Annotated in this window: 21 protein-coding genes and 1 pseudogene; 12 read left to right on the top strand and 10 right to left on the bottom strand. The window is 69.4% G+C overall.

What is annotated here, in order from left to right; all coding sequences use genetic code 11:
• Positions 1-246: 246 nt before the first annotated feature.
• The 3 genes and pseudogenes from BKK79_RS41555 to BKK79_RS19670 all read left to right on the top strand — a co-directional run.
• Positions 247-486: pseudogene (locus BKK79_RS41555) on the top strand (hypothetical protein); the annotation flags it as partial.
• Between the two features lie 106 nt (positions 487-592).
• Complete coding sequence (locus BKK79_RS19675; RefSeq protein WP_071013271.1) at positions 593-1,117, top strand: helix-turn-helix transcriptional regulator; 525 nt, start codon at positions 593-595, stop codon at positions 1,115-1,117.
• Positions 1,118-1,399: 282 nt separating this feature from the next.
• Positions 1,400-2,230 (top strand): alpha/beta fold hydrolase, encoded by an 831-nt coding sequence (locus BKK79_RS19670; protein WP_071038293.1) that lies wholly within the window; start codon positions 1,400-1,402, stop codon positions 2,228-2,230.
• A 104-nt stretch (positions 2,231-2,334) separates the two neighbouring features.
• On the opposite strand, the gene BKK79_RS19665 is transcribed toward BKK79_RS19670, so the two are convergent.
• On the bottom strand, positions 2,335-3,564 hold the full coding sequence (locus BKK79_RS19665; protein ID WP_071013276.1) for an NADH:flavin oxidoreductase/NADH oxidase family protein: 1,230 nt from the start codon (positions 3,562-3,564) through the stop codon (positions 2,335-2,337).
• Between the two features lie 76 nt (positions 3,565-3,640).
• Here BKK79_RS19665 and BKK79_RS19660 point away from each other — a divergent pair, with 76 nt between their 5' ends.
• Positions 3,641-4,108 carry a MerR family transcriptional regulator gene (locus tag BKK79_RS19660; RefSeq protein ID WP_071038292.1) on the top strand — a complete coding sequence of 156 codons (468 nt, stop codon included), beginning with the start codon at positions 3,641-3,643 and terminating at the stop codon, positions 4,106-4,108.
• Between the two features lie 196 nt (positions 4,109-4,304).
• Positions 4,305-5,558 carry a lipoprotein-releasing ABC transporter permease subunit gene (locus BKK79_RS19655; protein ID WP_071013281.1) on the top strand — a complete coding sequence of 418 codons (1,254 nt, stop codon included), beginning with the start codon at positions 4,305-4,307 and terminating at the stop codon, positions 5,556-5,558.
• Between the two features lie 140 nt (positions 5,559-5,698).
• Here the strand turns inward: BKK79_RS19655 and BKK79_RS19650 are convergent, their stop codons facing one another.
• Entirely contained in the window at positions 5,699-6,622 is a 924-nt protein-coding gene (locus BKK79_RS19650) for a hypothetical protein (protein WP_071013283.1), read from the bottom strand.
• A gap of 265 nt (positions 6,623-6,887) precedes the next feature.
• Here BKK79_RS19650 and BKK79_RS19645 point away from each other — a divergent pair, with 265 nt between their 5' ends.
• On the top strand, positions 6,888-7,775 hold the full coding sequence (locus BKK79_RS19645) for an AraC family transcriptional regulator (protein WP_071038291.1): 888 nt from the start codon (positions 6,888-6,890) through the stop codon (positions 7,773-7,775).
• Positions 7,776-7,800: 25 nt separating this feature from the next.
• On the opposite strand, the gene BKK79_RS19640 is transcribed toward BKK79_RS19645, so the two are convergent.
• On the bottom strand, positions 7,801-8,145 hold the full coding sequence (locus tag BKK79_RS19640) for a class II aldolase/adducin family protein (RefSeq protein ID WP_232346234.1): 345 nt from the start codon (positions 8,143-8,145) through the stop codon (positions 7,801-7,803).
• Positions 8,146-8,722: 577 nt separating this feature from the next.
• Between BKK79_RS19640 and BKK79_RS19635 the strand changes: the two genes are divergently transcribed.
• On the top strand, positions 8,723-9,829 hold the full coding sequence (locus BKK79_RS19635; RefSeq protein ID WP_157903216.1) for an ABC transporter substrate-binding protein: 1,107 nt from the start codon (positions 8,723-8,725) through the stop codon (positions 9,827-9,829).
• Between the two features lie 62 nt (positions 9,830-9,891).
• On the top strand, positions 9,892-11,235 hold the full coding sequence (locus BKK79_RS19630) for a sulfatase family protein (RefSeq protein ID WP_071013292.1): 1,344 nt from the start codon (positions 9,892-9,894) through the stop codon (positions 11,233-11,235).
• Positions 11,236-11,341: 106 nt separating this feature from the next.
• Here the strand turns inward: BKK79_RS19630 and BKK79_RS19625 are convergent, their stop codons facing one another.
• Positions 11,342-12,220: a PhzF family phenazine biosynthesis protein gene (locus BKK79_RS19625; RefSeq protein ID WP_071013294.1), complete on the bottom strand. Its 879-nt coding sequence runs from the start codon at positions 12,218-12,220 to the stop codon at positions 11,342-11,344.
• A gap of 489 nt (positions 12,221-12,709) precedes the next feature.
• Here BKK79_RS19625 and katG point away from each other — a divergent pair, with 489 nt between their 5' ends.
• Positions 12,710-14,890, top strand: coding sequence for a catalase/peroxidase HPI (gene katG / locus BKK79_RS19620; protein ID WP_071038290.1), 2,181 nt, complete (start codon positions 12,710-12,712; stop codon positions 14,888-14,890).
• Between the two features lie 247 nt (positions 14,891-15,137).
• On the opposite strand, the gene BKK79_RS19615 is transcribed toward katG, so the two are convergent.
• Both BKK79_RS19615 and BKK79_RS19610 read right to left on the bottom strand, forming a co-directional pair.
• Positions 15,138-16,319, bottom strand: coding sequence for an FIST signal transduction protein (locus BKK79_RS19615; protein ID WP_071013299.1), 1,182 nt, complete (start codon positions 16,317-16,319; stop codon positions 15,138-15,140).
• A gap of 202 nt (positions 16,320-16,521) precedes the next feature.
• The gene (locus BKK79_RS19610) at positions 16,522-17,265 is read right to left on the bottom strand and encodes a DNA/RNA non-specific endonuclease (protein ID WP_071013302.1); all 744 of its coding nucleotides are present in this window, start codon (positions 17,263-17,265) and stop codon (positions 16,522-16,524) included.
• A gap of 352 nt (positions 17,266-17,617) precedes the next feature.
• On the opposite strand from BKK79_RS19610, the gene BKK79_RS19605 reads away from it, so the two are divergent.
• Positions 17,618-17,914, top strand: coding sequence for an ArsR/SmtB family transcription factor (locus BKK79_RS19605; protein ID WP_071016412.1), 297 nt, complete (start codon positions 17,618-17,620; stop codon positions 17,912-17,914).
• 79 nt (positions 17,915-17,993) lie between these two features.
• Positions 17,994-19,049: an alkene reductase gene (locus BKK79_RS19600; protein ID WP_071013304.1), complete on the top strand. Its 1,056-nt coding sequence runs from the start codon at positions 17,994-17,996 to the stop codon at positions 19,047-19,049.
• A 145-nt stretch (positions 19,050-19,194) separates the two neighbouring features.
• Here BKK79_RS19600 and BKK79_RS40425 read toward each other — a convergent pair whose 3' ends face one another.
• Together BKK79_RS40425 and BKK79_RS19595 are read right to left on the bottom strand one after the other, a co-directional pair.
• Positions 19,195-19,335: a hypothetical protein gene (locus tag BKK79_RS40425; protein ID WP_156811272.1), complete on the bottom strand. Its 141-nt coding sequence runs from the start codon at positions 19,333-19,335 to the stop codon at positions 19,195-19,197.
• 161 nt (positions 19,336-19,496) lie between these two features.
• Positions 19,497-20,423, bottom strand: a complete 927-nt coding sequence (locus tag BKK79_RS19595) for a DMT family transporter (RefSeq protein ID WP_071038289.1) — start codon at positions 20,421-20,423, stop codon at positions 19,497-19,499.
• A 170-nt stretch (positions 20,424-20,593) separates the two neighbouring features.
• Here BKK79_RS19595 and BKK79_RS19585 point away from each other — a divergent pair, with 170 nt between their 5' ends.
• On the top strand, positions 20,594-21,511 hold the full coding sequence (locus BKK79_RS19585; protein ID WP_071038287.1) for a helix-turn-helix domain-containing protein: 918 nt from the start codon (positions 20,594-20,596) through the stop codon (positions 21,509-21,511).
• Between the two features lie 27 nt (positions 21,512-21,538).
• On the opposite strand, the gene BKK79_RS19580 is transcribed toward BKK79_RS19585, so the two are convergent.
• Positions 21,539-22,120, bottom strand: a complete 582-nt coding sequence (locus tag BKK79_RS19580) for a hypothetical protein (protein WP_071038286.1) — start codon at positions 22,118-22,120, stop codon at positions 21,539-21,541.
• Between the two features lie 125 nt (positions 22,121-22,245).
• Positions 22,246-23,106: a DMT family transporter gene (locus BKK79_RS19575; protein WP_071013316.1), complete on the bottom strand. Its 861-nt coding sequence runs from the start codon at positions 23,104-23,106 to the stop codon at positions 22,246-22,248.
• Between the last annotated feature and the right edge of the window lie 41 nt (positions 23,107-23,147).

Below are 23,147 nucleotides of genomic sequence, written 5' to 3'. Positions count from 1 at the left end.
GGACGGGGCCTGAGCGCGCCTCTCCCCCGTCGACGGCGGCAATCGGCACGATCCGAAACACATTGCTCCCTCCTGCTGGATAAGCTGCCAGGCAAGGCCCGCCTGCGCGCACCCCGTCCGCGCGCCCCGGGGTCGAGCGCGCCACCGTGCCAGCGCGGGAATTGCAGGTTGCCGGCACAGCTATCCGGGGCCCCGCAAAGGTTGTCAGTTGACAACCGACAATGAGACAACTATGCTGAGGACCCGATGCGTCGTGCCGCCCATCCCAAGAAGGAAGTCGAAGCCGCATTGCGCCATGCGGAAGCCAACGGCTGGCGCGTGGTGCCGGGCGGCGGGCATGCCTGGGGCAAGATCTTCTGCCCATACGACGATCAGGAATGCCGCTGCGGTGAATTCTGTATCGCCTGCGTCTGGAGCACGCCGCGTAATCCTGGCAATCACGCGCGCGCCTTGATGCGCGTGGTGGATCACTGCGTGTGGCACCGCGAGGCGATGCAATGCCGGAAGGGCCAGTCGAGCCAGAAGGATCAGATGAACCAGATGGGCCAGATGGGCAGGAAGGACCGTAAGAACGGGAAGGACCAGGGGCACCATGGAATACACATTCACCTTGAAATACCGCCTGCCCATGCAGGACTGGGAGCCGGATGCGCTCGCCGAACGCCTGGGTGCCGCCGGCTGCGACGATGCCCTCGTCGGCATCGGCCAGCCGGGCCGCATCGCGCTGGAGTTCACCCGCGAGGCCGAGTCGGCCGAGGCCGCGCTGCTCGGCGCGTTGTCCGATGCGCGGCAAGCGATGCCCTCCGCCCGGCTGGTCGAGGCCGCACCGGATTTCGTCGGGCTGACCGACGTGGCCGACGTGGTCGGAGTCAGCCGCCAGAACGTGCGCAAGCTGATGCTCAGCCATGCCACCAGCTTTCCTTCCCCGGTACATGAAGGCTCTGCCGCCATCTGGCACCTGGCCGAGGTACTGGCCTGGTTCCGCGCCAAGGGAGGCTACCCGCTGCCGGAACCCCTGGGCGAACTTGCCGTCGTGACCATGCAGGTCAACCTGGCTCGCCAGGCCGGCCAGCTCGTTCCCAGGATAGGCAAGGAGGTCAAGGCGCTGCTCGGATAAAGCCCGCAGCCGGCGGCAGGCAAGGGGCAATCGGGTGGCGGCGCGGGTGCCGGCTCGCCGGTGCCCCCTTGGCCGCCTGGCCGCCTGGCCGCCTGGCCAATTGAGCAATTGAGCAATTGACCACCCCGCGGCTTGCTTCCGACGACGTCCGCCAGATTCGCCGCGTCCCGCCATGGACTTCCGTGCCGCCGCCTGATACGATGCCCTGGCTTTCAAGACGCCCTCCCGGTCCGCCGGGAGGGCGTTTCCTTTTGGTTCCCCCACCCGAAAGGAAATCTTGAAATGAAGCAAGCCCCAATCCCCGCCCGCTTGGGCTACGTCCGGCATGGCAACGGCCCGGAGCGGGTCCTGGTCCTGCACGACTGGCTCGGCGACCACCGCAACTACGATGCCGTGCTGCCCTATCTCGACGGCAGCGCGTTCACCTATGTCTTCGCCGACCTGCGCGGCTACGGCGAATCGATCGCACTGACCGGTGCCTGCTCGGTGGAGGAGATTGCCGCCGACTGCCTCGCGTTGGCCGACCGGCTGGGCTGGCCGCGTTTCCACCTGATCGGCCATTCGATGACCGGCATGGCGGTGCAGCGCATCGCCGCCGACGCCCCGGCACGAATCCAGCGCGCGGTGGCGGTATGCCCGGTCTCCGCCGCCGGCAACCGGCTCGACGCAGACGCCAAGGCATTCTTTGCCAGCACCGCCGAGAACGACGATGCGCTGCGCCGGCTATTCCGCTACGTCAGCGGGGGGCTGTCCACGCGGTGGGCCGACGTCAAGCTGCAGCAGAACCGCAGCGCGGTCTCGGCAGCCTGCCGCGCCGGCTATCTCGACATGCTGGTGCATACGGATTTCGTCGACGATGTGCGCGGCCTCGATATCGAACTGCTGGTGATCGTCGGCGACAAGGATCCGGGCCTGGACGAGGCCGCCATGCGGCGCACCTTCCTGGCCTGGCATCCACGGGCCCGCCTGTTGGTGGTGCCGAACTGCGGGCACTATCCGATGCAGGAGTGCCCGCCCTGCTTCGCCACCGTGGTCGAGGCCTTCCTGCGCGGCGAGGGCCAGGGCTTACTTGATCCTGCGCAGGCAAAGCCGAAGGTGCAAGCGGCAGAGTGAGGCCCGGTCATTGCCCTGAGCCTTGATACCCCATCGCCAGACCCGGATCTCCGCTGCCCCGTGCGCGTGAATCTGGCGGCAAGGGCCCGGCGCCGCCCTGGACACTAGCCCCGTGCGGCCGTCCAGCGCCGGTAGCGCCGGGTCTCCCAATAGGTGGCGAACTGCTGCCCGACCAGGGCGCGCAGCGGCGAAACCTGCGCATCGGTACGCCGGCCGGCACCCAGGCGCTTCAGCTGGAACTTGACCATCGCCATATTGGCCAGCGATCCCAGCGCCTTGTTGTTCCAGGTGATCGGGCGCAGCACCGGCGCGCTGTCCTTGCCGGCCTGCCAGTCGCGCGGCAGGTTCGGCTCGAGCGACAGCGCGGTGGCAATGCCGGCCATGGCGATGCCGCTCTGCACGACCTGTTCGGCCACCGCCCGGCGCCGGATGCCGCCGGTCACCATCAGGGGCATGCGCGCCACCGCGGCGATGTCGTGCGCGAACGAGAGGAAGTAGGCCTCGCGCGCGAGCGTGCGGCCGTCGCGCGCCTGCCCCTGCATGGCTGGCGCCTCATAGCTGCCGCCCGACAGTTCCACCAGGTCCACCTGCAGCGGATTGAGCATCTCCACCACGCTCCGGGCGTCTTCCGGACTGAAGCCGCCGCGCTGGAAGTCGGCCGAGTTCAACTTGACCGCCACCGCGAATCCTGGCGACACCGCCTCGCGCACCGAGCGCACGATGTCGAGCAACAGGCGCGCGCGGTTCTCGAGGCTGCCGCCCCAGCGGTCCTCCCGCCGATTGCTCAGCGGCGACAGGAACTGGCTCAGCAGATAGCCGTGGGCGGCGTGGATCTGCACGCCGGTGAAACCGCTCTGCTCCGCCAGCTGTGCCGTGCGCGCGAAGCGCCGGCGCACCTCCTCGATGTCTTGCTCGCGCATGGCCTGCGGCACCGGGAACTGCTTGGAAAAGGCCCCCAGGTCCATGGCGACCGCCGACGGCGCCAGGGTGGCCTGCCCCATCGCCGCGGGCATCTGCCGCCCCGGGTGATTGATCTGCATCCAGACCTGGGCACCCGCGGCACGCGCCGCCTGCGCCCAGCGCCGGAAGCGGTCGAGGTGCGCATCGTCCTCCAGCACCACGCCGTTCGGACCGGTCATGGCGCGGTGGTCCACCATCACATTGCCGGTCAGGATCAGGCCGGACATGCCGCGCGCCCACGCGCCGTACAGGCGCACCATCGCCTCAGAGGGCGCATGGTCGGCGTCGGCCATGTTTTCTTCCATGGCGGCCTTGGCGAGTCGGTTCGGAATCACTGCGCCGTTGGGCAGGACCAGGGGTTGGAACAGCGGCATGGTGGCCTCCAGGTTTGACGAAGCCCCAACCTTAAGATTAAAGTCAACTTTAATGTCAAGCAGCGGAGAGCGCACTATGAAGATCGGTGAACTGGCCAGGCTGAGCGGGATCGCCGCCTCCCGCATCCGCTTCTACGAGGCCGCCGGCCTGCTCCGGCCGGCGCTGCGCCACGCCAATGGCTACCGTGAGTACGCGCAGGAAAGCCTGACGCGGCTGCAGATCATCCTGCGCGCCCAGGGCGCCGGCTTCTCGCTGGACGAGATCCGCTCCCTGCTGCCGCCCGACCTGGGCCAGTGGCCGCGCGAGGAGATACTGCAGGCCTTGCGGCGCAAGGTCGACGAGATCGAGGCCTTGCAACGGCAGCTCGCCCAGAGCAGGAGCGGCCTGCTGGCATTGATCGAGGACATCGACGGCTCGGGCGAACACATCGGAGGCGAAGACTGCGCGGCTCGCGCCCGCCAGGTACTGGAGCGCATCGAAACGGCCGATGCCGCCCCGGGGCCCGTCGAAGCGCCGATGCGGCGCCGCAGGCGGCAAGCGTGAACAGGCACCTGGCGCCACGCCCGGGCGGCAGCCGGCCGGCCAGCAGGCGCCGTTGTACACTAGGCGCCTTGCGAAGCGCGCCTGCCCGCGGCGGACGCCTCTCGCAGCGGCCGCATGCGCCGCGGGCGCGGGAAACGCCTGTCCCGCCCGGCGGCCCGGCCGCGCCCACCTGACTTCCGACAACACAGGACGCCTCTTGCATTTCCCCTACGAGTGGCAGATCGGCTGGCGCTACACCCGCGCCGGCAAGCGCGCCAGCCGCAATGGCTTCATTTCCTTCATCTCGATGATCTCGATGTCCGGCATCGCCCTGGGGGTGGCCGCGCTGATCGTGGTGCTGTCGGTGATGAACGGCTTCCAGAAGGAGGTGCGCGACCGCATGCTGTCGGTGCTGTCCCATATCGAGATCATGGCGCCCGGTGCGCTGCCCGACTGGCAGCGCACCGCCGCCGAGGCCATGCGCAGCCAGGAAGTGATCGGTGCGGCCCCCTATGTGGCGGCGCAAGCCATGCTGACGCGCGAGGACAAAGTGCGCGGCGTGCTGCTGCGCGGCGTCGACCCGGCCCAGGAGCCCAAGGTGTCGGACCTCGGCAAGCAGTTCCGCGCGGGCGCGCTGGACGATCTGCGGCCCGGCGAATCCAGCATCGCGCTGGGCAACGAACTGGCCAGCGCACTGGGCGTGCAGGTGGGCGACAAGATCATGCTGGCGACCGCGCGCGGCGGTGCCATTTCGGCGGCCGGCGCGCTGCCGCAGCTGCGGCAGTTCACCGTGGTCGGCATCTTCTCGGCCGGGCATTTCCAGTTCGACAGCAGCATCGCCCTGGTCAACCTGCAGGACGCCGAGGCGCTGTTCCAGTTGTCGGGCCCCACCGGCGTTCGCCTCAAGCTGGCCGACATGCAGCGCGCGCCGGACGTGGCCAACCAGCTCGCCGGCACACTCACCGGCGAGCTCTACGTGCGCGACTGGTCGCAGCAGAACCGCCAGTGGTTCGCCGCCGTGCAATCGCAGAAGCGCATGATGTTCGTGATCCTGACGCTGATCATCGCCGTGGCCGCGTTCAACCTGGTGTCGACGCTGGTGATGACGGTCACCGACAAGCAGGCCGACATCGCCATCCTGCGCACCATGGGCGCGCAGCCCGGCTCAGTCATGAAGATCTTCATCGTGCAGGGCGTGCTGATCGGCTTCATCGGCACCCTGCTGGGCGTGGCCGGCGGCGCACTGATCGCCTTCAACATCGACGTGATCGTGCCCTTCATCGAACGCCTGCTGCACGTCCACTTCCTGCCGCGCGACATCTACTTCATCAGCGAGCTGCCCTCGGACCCGAGCCTGCACGACATCGCCACCATCGGCCTCACCTCCTTCGGCCTGTCCACGCTGGCCACCCTCTATCCGAGCTGGCGTGCCGCCCGCGTCAATCCGGCGGAAGCGCTGCGCTACGAATGAGGCCGGGCTGAGGCCGCGGGGCGCGGCGCCTGCAGCGGATCCACTGCGTCATCCGAAAGGCAGCCCCGATCGACAGCGCCTGCAGGGGCCGTCGACCTGGACGCACCGCCGCTCGGGGGCGCTTTCTCCGGCGCAATGGACTAGCGGGCGACGTAGTTCCCGCTCGCCTCCGACCAGCGATACGTCCTGCGCCACTTGCCGCCGCGCTCGCGCAACTGCAGGTCGTGAAAGCCGGCCGTGGCCGCGCCCTGCACGTTCAACAGGTTGCTGCCTTCGTACATATCGTGGTTGCGCGTGCCGTCCTTGTTCCAGTCGCCGGCGATCATCTTGTAGTACATCATCGGCGCCGTGAACACGACGCGCAGCGCCTCGCCGTCCACGCGGAACAGGTAGAGCGCCTCGAAGGAGGCGCCACCGCCGGCATACCCTTCGCTCCAGCCGGCGCGCACCCCGAAGGCCAGTTCGTCGTCGCGGATGCGGTATGGCGCGAGATCGAAGCGCAGCCAGCTCTCCGGCATGCCCGCCTGCGTGTCGCCACCCTCGAGGGCCTGGGGTGAATCGAGATTGCTGCCGGCCCAGGACGTGGGCGCCTCGACCGGCCCGCGCGTGCGCGCCAGCAGGCGCGGCTGGCCGCCGGCCCCGCGCTCGAACACACCGAACCACGCCTGCGCCTGCTCGGTCCGGCATTGATCGGGCCAGTACTTCCGCTCATTGGCCGCGGCCGCGGCAGACCGCGCCACGCAGACGATCGCCACATAGCTGTCCGGGCGCGCCGGCCAGGGCCTGGCCCCGGCCAGCACCAGCGCGGCGGGGTCGCCGCCCGGCACCAGCGCCGCCAGCAGGCCCTTGGCGGTGAAGCCTTCCGGCAAACGGACGCCCAGGCCATCGGGCTGCGCCGCGCCACGGATCTCGCGGTCGTAGACCGCGCGGGCCTCGGGCGTCTTGAGGACGCCGCGCGCCTGGTCGATGGAACGGGCGGTGCCTTCGGCGCGGGCCGGAAGCGCAACCGCGAGGGCCAGCAAGGCGCCGGCCAGGAGGGGCCTGTGGAGGACGGAATGCGGCATGGGCAGCGAAGCGTAGTCGAAAGAAAGACCGCGGCATGTGGCGCGGCCCGGGCATTCTGCCGCGTTTGTCCGCAGCCCTCAAGCCGCGGATGCTTCCCGTGGCGCGCGAAGCCTCGTGACCAGCGCATGGCATAGAATCCCTCTTCGTATCCGGAGATGGCCGGGCATGCGAGGCTGATGCCAGGCGTGCCTCGCGCCTCCCGACCACCCCGCCCCGGGCGTCATCCGGTCACCGCATGCGGCAACGCCCAACCTCCCGAACGACATGACCGCGCCGCTGATCCTCCCGCCGCGACCGGAGCTCGCGCCCTGGATCCACCACATCCTGCTGATGCCGCTGCGCGAGAGCTGCGTGTCGCAATTGCCCGCGGTGTTGAGCCCGGCCATCCTGATCTTCGCGCGCGGCAGCGGCTGGCAGCAGCCGGAACACGACGCCAGCGCGCCTGCCCCACTGCCCCGCGCAGGCTTGTCAGGCCCCCGGCTGCGGCCGGCGGCGACCCGCAGCGCGCCGGACACCTGTGTCATCTCCATCCTGTTCCGCCCCGGCATGCTGGCGGAAGCGCTGGGGCCGGGTCTCAACGAACTACGCGGGCAGACAGTGCCGCTCGATGCGGCCTTCCCACCTGCGCAAGTGGCGCGCATGCTGGCGCGCATCGATGAGGATGGACAGCCGGCCCGCTGGATCGAGCATGCCCAGCAATGGCTGGTAGACAACCTGCGTCCGCGCGCCAATGCCCACCGCGCGCGCCTCGAGCTCGGCGACCCGCGCCTGCTGTTCGCCCCCGCCGCGCAGCTGGCAGGCAGCCTCGGCATCGGGCAGCGCCAGTTCGAACGGCGCATGGACCGCGTCTACGGTACCACCCTGCGCGACCTGAGGCGGCTGGCACGCTTCGGCCTGAGCCTGTCGGACCTGCTGACCGGCGCCGGATGGCGCGGCCGCCTCGCCCACCTGGCGCAGCACTACGGCTATTTCGACCAGCCGCACATGGTGCGTGAATTCGTCGCGCTGACGGGGCACGCACCGGCCCGGCTGGTGCAACTCGCGGCCGGCGACGACGCCGGATTCTGGATCTACCGCTTCGCTCGGCGCGACTTTCGCTCACTGTTCCTGACCAGGCAGGCGGCCGCGCTGGAGGATGCCGGGCTGGGCTGACGAAGGAAGCCGGCCCGCCCGGCGCTCAGCAGCGGTAGGCCGCCCCGTCTCGCTCCAATAGGCGCAGCAGCGCCGTCCATTCGCGGTCGAGGTGTACCGTGTCGAGGTAAGCGTAGTCGTCGTGCTGCCGGGCCGCGTGTTCGCAGACTTCGGGCGACGGAATGATGAGCTCCTGGCCGGCCGAAAGCGTGGCAAGCTGAATCTCGCAGGCCCGATTCAGGTAGAACATGCGCGTGAAGGCTTCGGCGACCGAGCGGCCGGTCGTCAGCAGGCCGTGGTTGCGCAGGATCAGGTAGTCCTTGCTGCCGATCGATAGGTCGAAGTGGCTGTCGGTCCGTCCTATTCTTCCCGCCGATGCCTGCGCCGACAAACAAGAATTGCAGCAAGCGAGGGCAAGCCTTCATTTCCGGCCTGTCATAGTCCGTCAGTATCTTCGCCGTATAGATCTGTCCGTCCCGCTCCAGCGCGACGTCGGTGAACGTGCCGCCGATGTCGACGCCCGCCCTGATGCTTGCCTGGTTCGTTGCCATGTATCGATGTCCGTCGCACAAGATCGGCGGCTGCCGGGCGCCGTTCGCGCGTCCCTGGTACCGCCATGCGAAGCATCTTCGGCGACCGCCGGCGCGGGTGACAAACAAGAAATTGGCGCGGCTAGGGCAAGCCCGGCTGATTGCGTAGAAACCCTGAGTCCAGGCTGGTGCAGCGCGGCCACACCAGTCTCCGGTCTGGTGCGCCACAGCAACGTCATGCACGTGATCGGCGCAGGCGCGCCGTGAGCAGTGCCGTGCGTGCCCGGCAATGAGGCCATGCCTGCGGCCCCCACCGCATAACCTTCCTCGGCATGGTTCTTTGACGCCTGCCGGTGCCCCTCGCAGAATAGGCCCGCTGCGGCAGCGCCCAAGCCAGCTCTGCCCGATTCCGTGATGCCGCCCGACCGAGGAGCCCTCTTGCACGTCGCCCCCACCGCCCCCCGCCGCCTGCTGGCGGCTGCCATCACGCTCGCCACCGCCATTGCCGGCCTTTGCGCGGCGCCCGCCGCGAGCGCCGGCGACCTGCCCAAGGTGATCCACCTGGCAGCACCCGAGCAGGGCAGCCAGGGCAAGTCCTTCGCCGGCGCCGGGCCGGTTTCACTGGCCTATGCCAGCAAGGCGATCGAAGCCGAGTTCGCCAAGGATGGCGTGCAGGTGGAGTGGAAATTCTTCAAGGGTGCCGGGCCCGCCATCAACGAGGGCCTCGCCACCGGCCAGCTCGACGTGGTCTTCCTGGGCGACCTGGCAGCGGTGATCGGCCGCGCCAGCGGCCTCAGGACACGGCTGGTGGCCAGCGCGGGCCGCGGCGCCAACAGCTACCTCGCCACCGCGCCCGGCTCGAACATCCGCAGCTTCAAGGATCTCAAGGGCAAGCGCGTGGCCGTGCTGCGCGGCACGGCCTACCAGCTGCCGTTCGACCGCTTGCTGAAGGCGGAAGGCCTGTCGCAAAAGGACGTGCGCTTCACCAACCTGGACTGGCCCACCTCCAAGGCCGCCGTCGTCAACAAGGACATCGACGCCACCTTCGGCGGCGCCGACCTGCAATTGCTCAAGCTCGCCGGCAGCGCCGACATCCCGGTCAGCACCAAGGGCCGCGGCGACCTGTACGCGATCCACTCCACTGTGATCGCCACCGAGGACTTCGCCGGCAGGCATCCCGAGGCGCTGACGCGTATCGTCAAGGTGCTGGTGCAGCAGGCGCACGCGGCGGCGAGCGGCGCCATTCCACGCGAGACGCTGTTCCAGCGCTTCCATGACATCAGCGGGCTGCCGGTGCAGCTCTTCTCCAGCGAGTTCGAGGGCACCGACATCAAGGCACGCTACTCGCCCCTGCTCGACGCGGGCTATATCGCCCACTTCGGCGACGTGATCGAAGGCGCCAAGGCGGCCGGCATCGTGCGCCAGGGCTTCGATCCCAAGGGCTGGGCGGATCCGCGCTTCCTCGACGAGGCGCTCAGGACGCTGAAGCTGCAAGGATTCTGGACCGCGACCAGCGCCGCCAGCGCCCACGCCGCGGGCAAGTGAGCGCGCGGCAAAAGACCATCGTGCAACACGGACCACACGAAGGACCACGCGAGACACAGGCCATGCCCACACGCCCGAACATCCTCTTCATCCTGGCCGACGACCTGGGCTGGGCCGACCTCGGCGTCTATGGCCAGACCGGCTTCGCCACCCCTCATCTCGATCGCCTCGCCGCGCAAGGCGTGCGCTTCACGCAGGCTTACGCCAATTCGGCGGTCTGCTCGGCGACCCGCTTCGCGCTGATCACCGGCCGCTACCAGTACCGCCTGCGCGGGGGGCTGGAGGAACCGATCGCCCGCCCGCGCGACGGGCTCGGCCTGCCACCGGAACACCCGACCTTGCCCTCGCTGCTCAAGGCAGCCGGCTACGACACCGCGCTGATCGGCAAGTGGCATCTCGGCCATCCCCCCGCCCACGGCCCGCTGCGCAGCGGTTATGACCGCTTTTTCGGCAACCTGGGCGGCGTGGTGGACTATTTCACGCACAAGCCGGGGGTCGGCGCCGATGTACCGCGCGACTTGTGGGAAGGCGAGGTGCCGGTCGAGCGCAGCGGCTACTACACGCAGATCCTGGCCGACGAGGCCGAGGCCTATGTGCGCGGCCGCGTCGACCATGCCCGCCCCTTCTTCCTGTCGCTGCATTTCACCGCGCCGCACTGGCCCTGGGAGGGCCCGCAGGACGAAGCGGTCTCACGCGAACTGCGCGATCTGTTCCACTACGACGGCGGCAACCTGAAGAAGTACGGCGAGATCGTGCAGTCGCTCGACGCGGCCGTCGGGCAGGTACTCGGCGCGCTCGACACCACCGGCCAGGCGCGCGATACCCTCGTGGTCTTCACCAGCGACAACGGCGGCGAGCGCTTCTCCAAGACCTGGCCCTTCACCGGCCAGAAGACCGAGCTGCTCGAAGGCGGCCTGCGCGTGCCGACGCTGTTGCGCTGGCCGGCGCGGCTGCAGCCCCAGGTACAGGAGCAGGTCACCATCAGCATGGACTGGCTGCCCACCCTGCTGGCCGCCGCCGGCAGCGCGCCCCATCCGGACTGGCCCAGCGATGGCGAGAACATCCTGCCGGTGCTGGAAGGACGCGCCCCCGTGCATGCGCGCACGCTCTACTGGCGCTACAAGGCCCAGGCCCAGCGCGCCGTGCGCGACGGCGACTGGAAGTACCTGAAGATCAACGACAACGCCTTCCTGTTCGATGTCGCCGCGGACGAGCGCGAGCGCGCCAACCTGCGCGACAAGCATCCTGAAGTGTTCGCGCGGCTGCAACGCCAATGGGAAGACTGGAACGCCGGCTTCCTGCCGATCACCGACGCGGTCTTCACCCACGGGCTCACGCCTGATATCCAGGCTGACCGCTATGTGCCGGAGCGCGCCAGCCGGGTGCACCCAGGCCGATCGAACTAGCCAACAGGTGTTTTCCCTCTTCCCTCACGGAGAGGGGAGCGAACCGGCGCGATGCGAACCCCGTCGAGCCGGCCGTAGCCGCCGCGACGCACCCGGGTCGATCGGACTAGGCTTGGACTTCGATGACCCGGTCCAGCCGCGCCGCGCCGCCTGCCATCAGGCCGGCGATGCGTCCGTCTTGCGTCTCCAGTTCCACCTCGATCACGCTCGGCGACGGCGGCCGCATCAGCCAGCCCTGCTCGATGCGGATCGCCGTCTGCGCCACGCCCAGGCGATCATGCAACAGGCAGGCCAGCGGCCCCGCGGCCGTGCCCGTGGCCGACTCCTCGTCGATGCCGTAGCGCGGCGCGAACATGCGCGTGCCCGCGTGGCGCCCCGCCTGGCGCGTCTCGCGCGAGAACAGGTAGTAGCCCACCAGGCCGAGTTCCTCGCTGACGGCGGCAACCAGGGGCAGCACCGGCTGGACCGACGCCACCGTTGCGGCGTCGGGCAGCGCCACCATCAGGAAGGCATTGCCGGTATCGACGACCACCGGCGCCAGCGTGGCGCCGGGCTGGCCGGCGGCCAGCCCCAGCGACGCTGCCACGCGCCGGCCCAGCGCGGATTCCGGCGCCACCTCGGTATAGACCGGAGCACGCTGCTCCATCAACACCCTGCCGGTGTCGACCTGGATGCGGCGCGTGCCGTCGATGGTCTCCTTGGTGGCGGGCCCGCTGCCGATCCGGCCGAGGTCGCGCAGCAGCGAGAACGCGGCGATGGTGGCATGGCCGCAGTGAGCGATCTGGCGCGTCGGCGTAAAGAACTCCAGCTTGACGGTGGCGCACGCCGAGCGCGAAACGAAGGCCGTCTCGGACAGGCCGACGCGTGCGGCGATGGCGAGCTTCTGCGCGGTGCCGAGGGTATCGGCGGCGATCACGACGCCGGCTGGATTGCCGCCGGCGGCGCCGTCGATGAGCGAATGGACGAGATGGACTGGAATGGGCATGGGAGGCTTCCTGCTGGCGCGGCCCCACGCCCCCGTGACGGGCGGCGGCCTTGCGCCTGGGACAAGCAATGTACCAGAGCCGTCGCGGCGCGCCTTGTCCTCGCCGGGGCCTTGCCCAATGCTACGCAGCGCCGCCGCCTTCCCTCTCGTCGCCGCACACGAGCGCGGACCACGGTAGCTGTCACTGCCAAGGAGTTCAAACGGATGTCCGAACCGGAATGCGCTGGCCAACCACCACGCGTTCCTGATCTACCGCAAGTTGCCGTGGTGCAGCGCCAGCGGCTAGTCCGAAGGTATGGGTCGGCCGCTGCAAGGTATGGTTCCCGCACCGCGGCAATTCGATGACTATAGTCAATGCCTTACACGGTCATCAAATAATCCAATTTCCGTGCTGCGATGAGAGGCCCTACCATTTGCGGGCAATGCTCGGCCCCCACACCCCTCACCGAAACCGAGCGGTGAAGTGCTAACGATCCAAGGAACCTGTCCATGACGACTGAAGCAAAATGTCCGTTCCACCATACCGCCGGCGGCGGCACGTCGAACCAGGATTGGTGGCCCGACCAACTGAACCTGAGGATCCTGCACCAGCATCCCGCCATGTCCAGCCCTCAGGGCGAGGCGTTCGACTACGCCGAGGCCTTCAAGAGCCTGGACCTGGCCGCGGTCAAGGAAGACCTGCGCGCGCTGATGACCGATTCGCAGGACTGGTGGCCCGCCGATTTCGGTCACTACGGCGGACTCTTCATCCGCATGGCATGGCATAGCGCCGGCACCTACCGCACCGCCGACGGCCGCGGTGGCGCCGGCTCCGGCCAGCAGCGCTTCGCGCCGCTCAACAGCTGGCCCGACAACGTCAGCCTGGACAAGGCGCGCCGCCTGATCTGGCCGATCAAGCAGAAGTACGGCAACAAGATCTCCTGGGCCGACCTGATCATCCTGACCGGCAACGTCGCGCTCGAATCGATGGGCTTCAAGACCTTCGGTTTCGCCGGCGGCCGCGTCGACGCCTGGGAGGCGGACGAAGACGTCTACTGGGGCGCCGAGACCAAGTGGCTCGACGACAAGCGCTACAGCGGCGATCGCGAGCTGGAAAACCCGCTGGCAGCGGTGCAGATGGGCCTGATCTACGTCAACCCGGAAGGCCCGAACGGCAACCCCGACCCGGTCGCCGCCGCGCGCGACATCCGCGAGACCTTCGCGCGCATGGCAATGGACGATGAAGAAACCGTGGCACTGATCGCCGGCGGCCATACCTTCGGCAAGACCCACGGCGCCGGCCCGGCATCCCACGTGGGCCCCGAGCCGGAAGCGGCCGGCCTCGAAGAACAGGGCCTGGGCTGGAAGAGCAGCTTCGGCACCGGCAAGGGCCGCGACGCCATCACCAGCGGGCTCGAAGTCACCTGGACCACCACGCCGACGCAGTGGAACCACGACTTCTTCAAGCACCTGTTCGAGTACGAGTGGGAACTGACCAAGAGCCCTGCCGGCGCGCACCAGTGGAAACCCAAGGGCGATGCCGGCGCCGGCACCGTGCCCGACCCGCAGGATCCCGCCAAGCGCCGTGGGCCGACCATGCTGACCACCGACCTGTCGCTGCGCTTCGACCCGGCCTACGAGAAGATCTCGCGGCGTTTCTACGAGAACCCCGAGCAGTTCGCCGATGCCTTCGCACGCGCCTGGTTCAAGCTGACCCACCGCGATATGGGCCCGCGTGCACGCTATCTCGGCCCGGAAGTGCCGGCGGAAGAGCTGCTGTGGCAGGATCCGGTGCCGGCCGTCGACCACAAGCTGATCGACGCCCAGGACATCGCCACGCTCAAGGCCAAGGTACTGGCCTCGGGACTGTCGGTGCCGCAGCTGGTATCGACCGCCTGGGCCTCGGCCTCGACCTTCCGCGGCTCGGACAAGCGCGGCGGCGCCAACGGTGCGCGCATCCGCCTGGCGCCGCAGAAGGACTGGGAGGCCAACCAGCCGGAGCAGCTCGCCAACGTGCTGGAGACGCTGGAGGCCATCCGGGCCGAGTTCAACGGCGCGCAGCGCGACGGCAAGAAGGTATCGCTGGCCGACCTGATCGTGCTGGCCGGCGCCGCCGCTGTCGAGCAGGCCGCGAAGAATGCCGGCCACGTGGTGACGGTGCCGTTCGCAGCGGGCCGCACGGACGCTACGCAGGAGCAGACCGACGTCGCCTCGATGGCGGTGCTCGAGCCCATCGCGGACGGCTTCCGTAACTACCTGAAGGGCAGGTACACCATCCCGGCGGAAAAACTGCTGATCGACAAGGCCCAGCTGCTGACGCTGACGGCGCCGGAGATGACGGTCCTGCTGGGCGGCCTGCGCGTGCTCGAAGCCAATGTGGGGCAGACCCGCCACGGTGTCTTCACGCAACGGCCGGGCGCGCTGAGCAACGACTTCTTCGTCAACCTGCTCGACATGCGCACGGAATGGAAGCCGGTGTCCGACGCCAAGGACGTGTTCGAAGGGCGCGACCGCACCTCCGGCCAGATCAGGTGGACCGGCACGCGCGTCGACCTGGTGTTCGGCTCGAACGCGCAGCTGCGCGCGCTGGCCGAGTTCTATGGCAGCGCCGATGCCGAGGAGAAGTTCGTGCATGACTTCGTCGCGGCCTGGAGCAAGGTGATGAACCTCGACCGCTTCGACCTGGCCTGAAGCGCCGGCGCCGCCTGAGCCTGCCGGACCCGGCATGGCCGGCGGCGGCCGTCCGATGCGGCGCGCCGCCCGCTCCCGAACGATGGCCGATCGCGAGATCGGCCATCGTCATTTGCCGCCGGCATATCGACAAGGCGATCATGCGGTGAGGAGGTGAGGAGGTGAGGCAGTGAGGCAGCGGCTCGCTGGGCGAACCGCGATCCCGGCGCAGGCATGGGCACCGCGACAACGCCCGGCCGTCCCTCGCTCAATGTGCAACAAAGACGGTGAGCACGCCCGTATAGCCGTACAAGTGATCCCGGGCAATCTCGCCACCGGCGAAGAATCCGGCCAGCGGCAGTTCACCCAGCACCCCGCGCAAGGCCTGCAACTCGGCATTGGGCGCGCCGAAATGCGGTCCGCCCCGGCCGCAGCAACTGACGTAGACCGCTCCCGCGGCCCGCCCTGCCCCACGGCGCCCGAGCTCGGCCCGCACTTCGCCAGCCATGCGCACCAGGTCTGCCAGCGCCGCGTCGGGATTGCGCCGGCAGAAGGCCAGCGGCACACCTGGCTCGGCCACGTCGGCCAGCGCCAGCACCCGATGCAGCACGTCTACGCCGATCACATGCCGTACCAGCGTGTCGGTGCCGAAGGTACCCGGCTGGTGCGGCGCCTGCTCGACCCCGCCGCCCAGTCCGGCCAGCGTTCCCGACAAGGCCTCGGAGAGCAGCTCCAGTGGCGCGTCGCGCGCCAGTCCGAGATCCTGCAGCACGCAATCGAGGGCGGGCCTGCCGTCCAGCGCGATCAGCAGGTTGCGTTCGGCGCGCGTCACGGTACGGCTCGGGCCGATCGGCTGGCAGCCCTGTGTCACCCGCGCCACCAGTTCCACATCGGCATTGAACAGCACACCGGACAGGCCACCGCCGAGCACGTCGTCGGCCACGTGCAGCGGCCGGCGGCGCGCCGACGCCACGCCGCCGAACAGATAGCCGGTGGCAGTGCGTGCGCTCAGTTCGCGCAGCAGGTCCTGGAGATCGGGCGTGCCGCCGTCGGCATGCACCTGCGCGGTATGGGCAGAGAACCCGGACGTCGGGCCGGGCAGCGGCCGCCGCCCGGAGAAGAGTCGGAACGACTGGCTGGGCAAGGGCGCCAGCATCAGCACCAGGGCCGGTTCGTCGATGTACTCGACCCCGTTCGCGCACACGCCGACACCGTCGGCCCCGACCCAGGCCACACCGGGCCAGTCCTCCTTCAGTTCGGCCAGGATCGCCTCGGCCGCCTCGGCATAGTCCTCGCCCAGGTAGCACCAGCCGAGCGTGAGCGGAGCGGCCGTACCGTCGCGCGCCCGGCGCACGGCAGCCTGCATCTCGAGTTGCCGCTGGCATTCGGCCAGCGCCTCCCGCCAGCGGACGTGAGCCGCATGGGCACAAAGGAAGGATGCCTCGGACATGGCAGGATCTCCGCATGCCGGACGGCCGCGTGGCCCGGTCGTCCGCCGGCACGCCTCGGCGCCGGCATCCCGGGCCGCGCGCGGCGCGCCCTCGTTCCACTGTAGGTCACGGGCGCCCGCTTTGCCCGCTTGCGGCGCGGCGGCACGCGGCCTTGGCCGTGCCCGCACGGGCAGCGGCGCAAACCCGCGTGCCCGCCCCGCCTCACTCCGTCAGCGTGACGCCAGGCAGGAACTCGATGCCGGTGCGCTTGACGAGTTCCTGGTAGCTGATGGGGCGGCCTGCGCGCGCCGAATCGGTGTTCTCGATCCAATGCGCCCAGGCGCGGTGGTTCGACGGATCGTAGACGAGCTTGAAGAGGTATTGCGGCACCCATACCTGGCCCGGGCCGATGGTGCTCGGCGTGCTGCCGTAGACCGGCCCGGTGATCACGTAGATGTCGCCCTTGGCGCGTCGCGCGTACTTGCGCGTCGCCTGCTCGATACCGGCCCAGCTGCGGCGGTTGTTCTGGGGCGCCTGCGGCACCATATTGGCCAGCGAGAAGCTCTGTGCCATCGCAGTGGCGCTGGGCATGTCGCCGGCCGGTGCCATGTGGCCGCGGTCGTAGCCCGACCCCTTGTAGTCGTCCAGCTCCGCGCGTTCAGCGCGAGGCAGGCGCGCATCGGCGAAGAAGCGGTTGGTGCGCTGCTCGTCCTGGGCGTCCTCTACCTGCGCCGCGTTGATCCGCTCCGCCACGTAGACGGGCGTCTTGGTGGTGCCGGAATGCAGGATCGCGAAAGAGTCGAAGCACAGCGCGCGCGGCTTCAGGTTCTGGGCCTTGTGAAGCTGGGGAACCGCGCCTTGGGCGAAGAACTGCTGGCAGCCGGCGAAATCGGCGGCGGCGTGAGCGGCCGTGGTGATGCCGAGAAACAAGGCGGTCGATGCGGCCAGCCTGAAAATACGATGCATGAATTCCTTCCTGAAATGCTGGATTGCCCTTCCCGACTGGTAGAAAGGGGCCGGAAGGATAACATTCGTGCCCGCGGCAGGTGACCTTGTTTCAACTCGTAACGGGAATCAGCAAATTCTGAGTTGGCCGGCTCCGACGCGATGCCGCCCGGCGCGCCGGCGAACCATTCGTTGCTCCGCGGAACCCAGCCCCCACACCATCGACAGGGTCATTCAAACGCATCGAGCAGGCCCGATCGATGCATCGTATATTTCCGATATCAATTTGGAGATTCCCCGATTCATGGTTCGCAAGACAGCGAAGCAGAGAGCGAAGCAAGCGGCGCCGGAGGCAACCGGCGATACGCCAGCGCTGGACGTGGATACGATCCACAAGGCGCTGGCCAATCCGGTGCGGCGCAATATCCTGGCGTGGCTGCGCACGCCGGAAGCGTATTTCTCGGCGCAGGAATATCCGCTCGACCTCGGTGTCTGCGCGGGGCTGATCGATGCGCACGCCGGACTGTCGCAGTCCACCGTATCCGCCCACCTGGCCACCCTGCAGCGCGCCGGCCTGATCCGCGCCAGGCGCATCGGCCAATGGGTCTTCTTCAAACGGGACGAGGCCACCATCCAGGCCTTCCTCGACCAGCTTCACCAGGAGCTTTGAGCCGCACAGGCCGCGCCGACGGCGAGCCGCCGCGAACGCGACCGTGCCTTTCCCCTCCCCAACCGCAAGGCGGACAACCATGCCCACTCTTTTCGATCCCCTCCGACTCGGCGATCTCGAATTGCCCAACCGCGTCATCATGGCGCCGCTCACGCGCTCGCGCGCGGTGGGCGGCCAGCGCGTGCCCAATGCCCTGATGGCGCAGTACTACGTGCAGCGTGCATCGGCCGGCCTGATCCTGTCGGAGGCCACCGCCGTCACGCCGCAGGGCGTCGGCTATGCCGATACCCCCGGCATCTGGAGCGACGAGCAGGTCGCCGGCTGGAAGCAGGTGACCGACGCCGTGCACGCGGCCGGCGGCCGCATCTTCCTGCAACTCTGGCACGTGGGCCGCATCTCCGACCCCGTGTTCCTCGACGGCGACCTGCCGGTGGCGCCGAGCGCCATCGCCGCCCAGGGCAACGTCAGCCTGGTCCGGCCCAAGCGCCCCTACGTCACGCCGCGCGCGCTGGAAACCGAGGAGATCGCTGGGGTGGTGGCGGCCTTCCGGCATGGCGCCGAGAACGCCAGGAAGGCAGGTTTCGACGGCGTGGAAGTGCATGCCGCCAACGGCTACCTGATCGACCAGTTCCTGCAGGACTCCACCAACCATCGCACCGATGCCTACGGCGGCCCGATCGAGAATCGCGCGCGCCTGCTGCTGGAGATCACCGATGCCTGCATCGAGGTGTGGGGCGCGGGCCGCGTCGGCGTCCACCTGGCACCGCGCGGCGACGCGCACGACATGGGCGACTCCGACCCCGCCGCCACCTTCGGCTACGTCGCACGCGAGCTCGGCAAGCGCGGCATCGCCTTTCTGTGCGCGCGCGAAGCGCTCGGCGAGAACCGCCTCGGGCCGGCGCTGAAGGCAGCCTTTGGCGGCGTCTACATCGCCAACGAGAAGATGACCAGGCAGAGCGCCGCACAGGTGCTGGCCGCCGGCGAAGCGGATGCCGTGGCCTTCGGCCAGCTCTTCATCGCCAACCCCGACCTGCCGCGCCGCCTGCATCTGAACGCGGAGTTGAATGTGCCGCGCCCGGAGACCTACTACCATCCGGGTGCCGAAGGCTACGTCGACTACCCGGCCCTGGCCTGAAACGATACCTGGCCCGCGTTCCAGGTCCGCACAGCAGGTCCGCACAGCAGGTCCGCATGGAAGGCCCGCCTCGCATCGGCGAGGCGTCCGGCCGGCTGGCCGCGTCGCGCGAGGCCGGCGACACCCGCCGGGGTGGCGCCGGCCGCTAACGGCCGCTTTCGTCGTCGAGCGGCAGGATGGCATCGTCCTCCCAGCGGCTGACAGCATTGACCAACCGGTACTGGGCGAGAAAAAACAGGATCAGGGCCAGCAGCGCCAGGCCGGCCAGAACGAAGCGATGCCACATGGCTGTTTCCCCATCGGGATCCGTTGTCGGTGCATGCATGAGGGACGGCCGGCAGGCAATGCAAGCGCTCCCTCTTGCCTGGCTCAAGGCTATGCCAGTCTCCATACAGGCCGCGTGAAGATCGCGGCGCTCCCGATCAAAATGCGGTAAAGCCCGCGCCGCTAGCCCGGACGCCGCGCGCCGGCTGCACCGTGCAGACGCGCGCGCCCGGCCAGCAGCCGTCCCGCCAGCCCGAACGCCACCAGGTTGCCGGCCACCACCAGCACCAGGCCCGCCACGGCCAGCGCCGACCAGCGGTAGTCCTCGAACACGGTCGAGGCCGCGAGCGCCACGATCGGGAACAGCACCGTGCAGTAGGCCGCACGCTCCGGCCCGATCCGTCCCACCAGGGTCAGGTAGGCGGTGAAGCCGATCACCGAGCCGGGCACGGCCAGGTAGAGCAGCGCGCCGAGGTAGAGCGGGCCGGTATCCGGCCGGAAGGAAAGCCCGGCCAGCCAGGCGCCGGCGCTCAGCACCGCGGCACCGATCAACATGGCCCAGGCATTGGTCACCAGCGGATGCAGGCCCATCGCCTGCATCCGGCTCGACTGCAGGTTGCCGGTCGAGAAGCACAGGGTCCCGGCGAAGGCCACCGCCAGCCCCTGCCACAGGGCGTGGTCGGCCGCATGCCCCGCCATCTGCTGGTAGAACAGGCAAGCGATGCCGGTCAGCCCCAGCAGCGCGCCGAGGATGGCCTGGCCCTGCAGCGGGCGCCCCATGAACAGGCGGCCGTTGATGGCATTGAGCAGCGGCGCGGTGGAGAACACCACGGCGACCAGGCCGCTCGGCACCACCTGCTCGGCATAGTAGAAGCACAGGAAGTTCAGGCAGAACAAGGTCACCCCCTGTGCGGCGAGAATGCGCCACGCCGCGCGCGGCACACGCACGCTGCGCCGCGTCAGGCGCAGCAGCAGGAACAGCACCGCTGCCGCCAGCCAGAAGCGCCAGGCAATCGACACCGGCGGCGGTACCACGCCGAGTTGCCATTTGATCGCGATCCAGGTGGTGCCCCAGATCAGTACCGTCAGGATGTAGAGGAAGAGATTCATCGCAGGGGGAACAGGAAGGCCGGGGAAGGCCGGGGAAAGCCGCCGGAGCTGCCGCCCCCGGCCTTGTCGATCATGCTGCCGCTTTCCTTGCCGGGGCCATTGTCCAGAATTGCGGTCTTTTCCCGCCGGCAGCCGCGCGGGCAGCGCCTGCGCTTATACTGGCCCGCATCATGCGCCATCGCCCCACCGTTCCCGCCGGCACCGACGCCGGGATCCCCTTCGGCCTGCAGTCGGTCTGCCGCACGCTCAGCGAGGCCAATGCCACGCTCGAGCGCTTCGCCTGGCTCGGCGACGGGCTGGCGATCGCCGAATGGACGCGCATCACCGAAGAGACCGAGACCTCGTACGAGCAGCCGGGCCACCACACGCTGTCCTGCTACCTGGACGGCGGCTACCGCACCGAGCGCCAGAAAGTACCCGGCTTCGGCGCCCCGAGCCGGCTGTGCGCGCTGCCGAGCGACCACGAATCGCGCTGGTGGGTACGAGGCGAGATGCACTTCCTGCACCTGTATTTCCTGCCCGAGCATTTCACCCGGCGCGCGGTGCAGGAACTGGACCGCGAACCACGCGAACTGACGCTGGCCGACCGCACCTACTTCGAGGACGCACGCATCGACGCGCTGTGCCGCGCGCTGCTGCGCGAGCGCTGGGACGATGCCGACGGCAGGCTGCGCGTCAACGAAGCCGCGCATGAGGTACTGAGCCAGCTGCTGCGCGGCCAGAGCGTCAACCGCGCCGGACTGCGGCCGCGCGGCGGCCTGTCGCCGGCGGTACGGCGGCGCCTGCGCGAATACATCGAAGCCCATCTCACCCAGCCGCTCACGGTGGGGGAACTGGCCGACCTGGCCGCGCTGTCCGAATACCATTTCACGCGCATGTTCCGCCTGTCCTTCGGCAGTGCGCCCCATGCCTGGGTGGCCGAGCAGCGGCTGGCCAGGGCGCGCGCGCTGCTCAAGACCACCGCGCTGCCGCTGGCGCAGGTTGCGGCGCAATGCGGCTACGCCAACGCGGCCCACCTGAGCCACCGCTTCCGCGACGCGCACGGCGCGCCGCCGAATGCGTACCGGCTGGCGCTGCAGGCAAGCTGAACGGCCGGGGCCGGGGCCGGCCCCGCTTCAGCGCACCGCCCGCGCCGCCTCCCACAGGTCCCGGCCGCCCAGGCCCGCATGCCAGGCGCGGAACTGTGCACGCCAGCCCTGGAAGGGCTCGCCCAGCACGGGGCGCGGGTCGCCGCTGAGGTCGTAGGCCATGCCTTCGATCAGCCATCCGGGCCCGGTCGCAACGGCCACGTTGCCCAGCGTCTCCGCCTGCCGGTAGTGGATCAGTTCATGCGCGACGTAGTAGGACTGCCAGCCGCGCGGTGCCACCGCCAGGCCGAAGTCGCCCACCGCCGCCGCCGCGCGCCGGCCCAGGCCGAAGGTGTCGGCGCAGGCCTGCGTCGAGCAGAACACGAGGCGGGGCCGGCCGTGGAAAGGGCCCACGGCCGCGGTGGCGGTGGCATAGCCCTGCGCGTAGAGTTGCTGCGCCTCGGCCAGCCGCCCCACGTCGTCCATGCAGAGATCCGCGCGCGGACATTGGACGCCCGGCATCCACCCGGGCACCGCTGCGCGCAGCGGCTTGACGAAGGCCAGCGCGGCCAGCGGCATGGCGATGGCCAGGATCGGCAGGGCGGCGAGCGCAAGCTTGAGTTTTCGCATCGGTCAGGGGTCGGCAGGGAATTGCGGAAAAGTATGGGAAGGCGCAGGAGGGCATTGTAGCGAGCGGCACCGGCCTTGCGCACCGGTCCGTGTGTACCGACCGGCGCGGACGCCGGGCGCAGCCCTCAGGCGAACCGCTTCGCTCCGGCCACGCACAGCACCACCACCGCCGTCGCCGCCACCATGGTCCACGCGACCGGCTCATGCAGCAGCCAGGCGGCCAGCATCAGGCCGAACAGCGGTTGCAGCAGTTGCAGTTGCCCGACGCCGGCGATACCGCCCAGCGCCAGCCCGCGGTACCAGAAGATGAAGCCCACCAGCATGCTGAACACCGAGACATAGGCCAGCCCGGTCCAGGCGCCGCCGCCGATGCCCTGCCAGGTGGCCGGCAGCGTGAACAAGGCCAGTGCCGCCATCAGCGGCAGCGCCAGCAGCAGCGACCAGGAAATGACCTGCCAGCCGCCGAGGCGGCGCGACAGCACGCCGCCTTCGGCATAACCCAGCCCGCACAGCACGATGGCCGCCACCATCAGCAGGTCGCCGGCCGACGAGCCGCCGCTGCCTTGATGCAGCGAAAAGCCAGCCACGGTGGCGGCGCCCAGGCCCGAGAACAGCCAGAACACCGGGCTTGGCCGCTCGCCGCCGCGCAGCACGCCGAACAGCGCGGTGGACAGCGGCAGCAGGCCGATAAAGACAATGGAGCGTGCCGAGGTGATGTGCTGCAGCGCCAGCGCCGTCAGCAGCGGGAAGCCCACCACCACGCCCAGGGCGATCACCGCCAGCGGGACGAGGTCGCGCCGCGCCGGCCGCGCCTGGCGCAGCGCCGCCAGGAACACGGCGCCGAGCAAGGCGGCGATGACGGCCCGCGCCGAGGTCAGGAAGAGCGGCGAGAAGCCGCCCACGGCGACCCGCGTCGCCGGCAGCGAGCCACTGAAGATCAACACGCCCAGCAGTCCGCTGCCCCACCCTTTTGCCATCGTTGCCATCTCTCCGCTCTCTCCGTCCCGGCGTCCGCACTCATCCTTCA

This window comes from Cupriavidus sp. USMAA2-4, from assembly GCF_001854305.1.
Taxonomy (GTDB): domain Bacteria; phylum Pseudomonadota; class Gammaproteobacteria; order Burkholderiales; family Burkholderiaceae; genus Cupriavidus; species Cupriavidus malaysiensis.
Note: the sequence above shows the minus strand (reverse complement) of the source record. Positions and strands in the feature narration are given on the sequence as shown.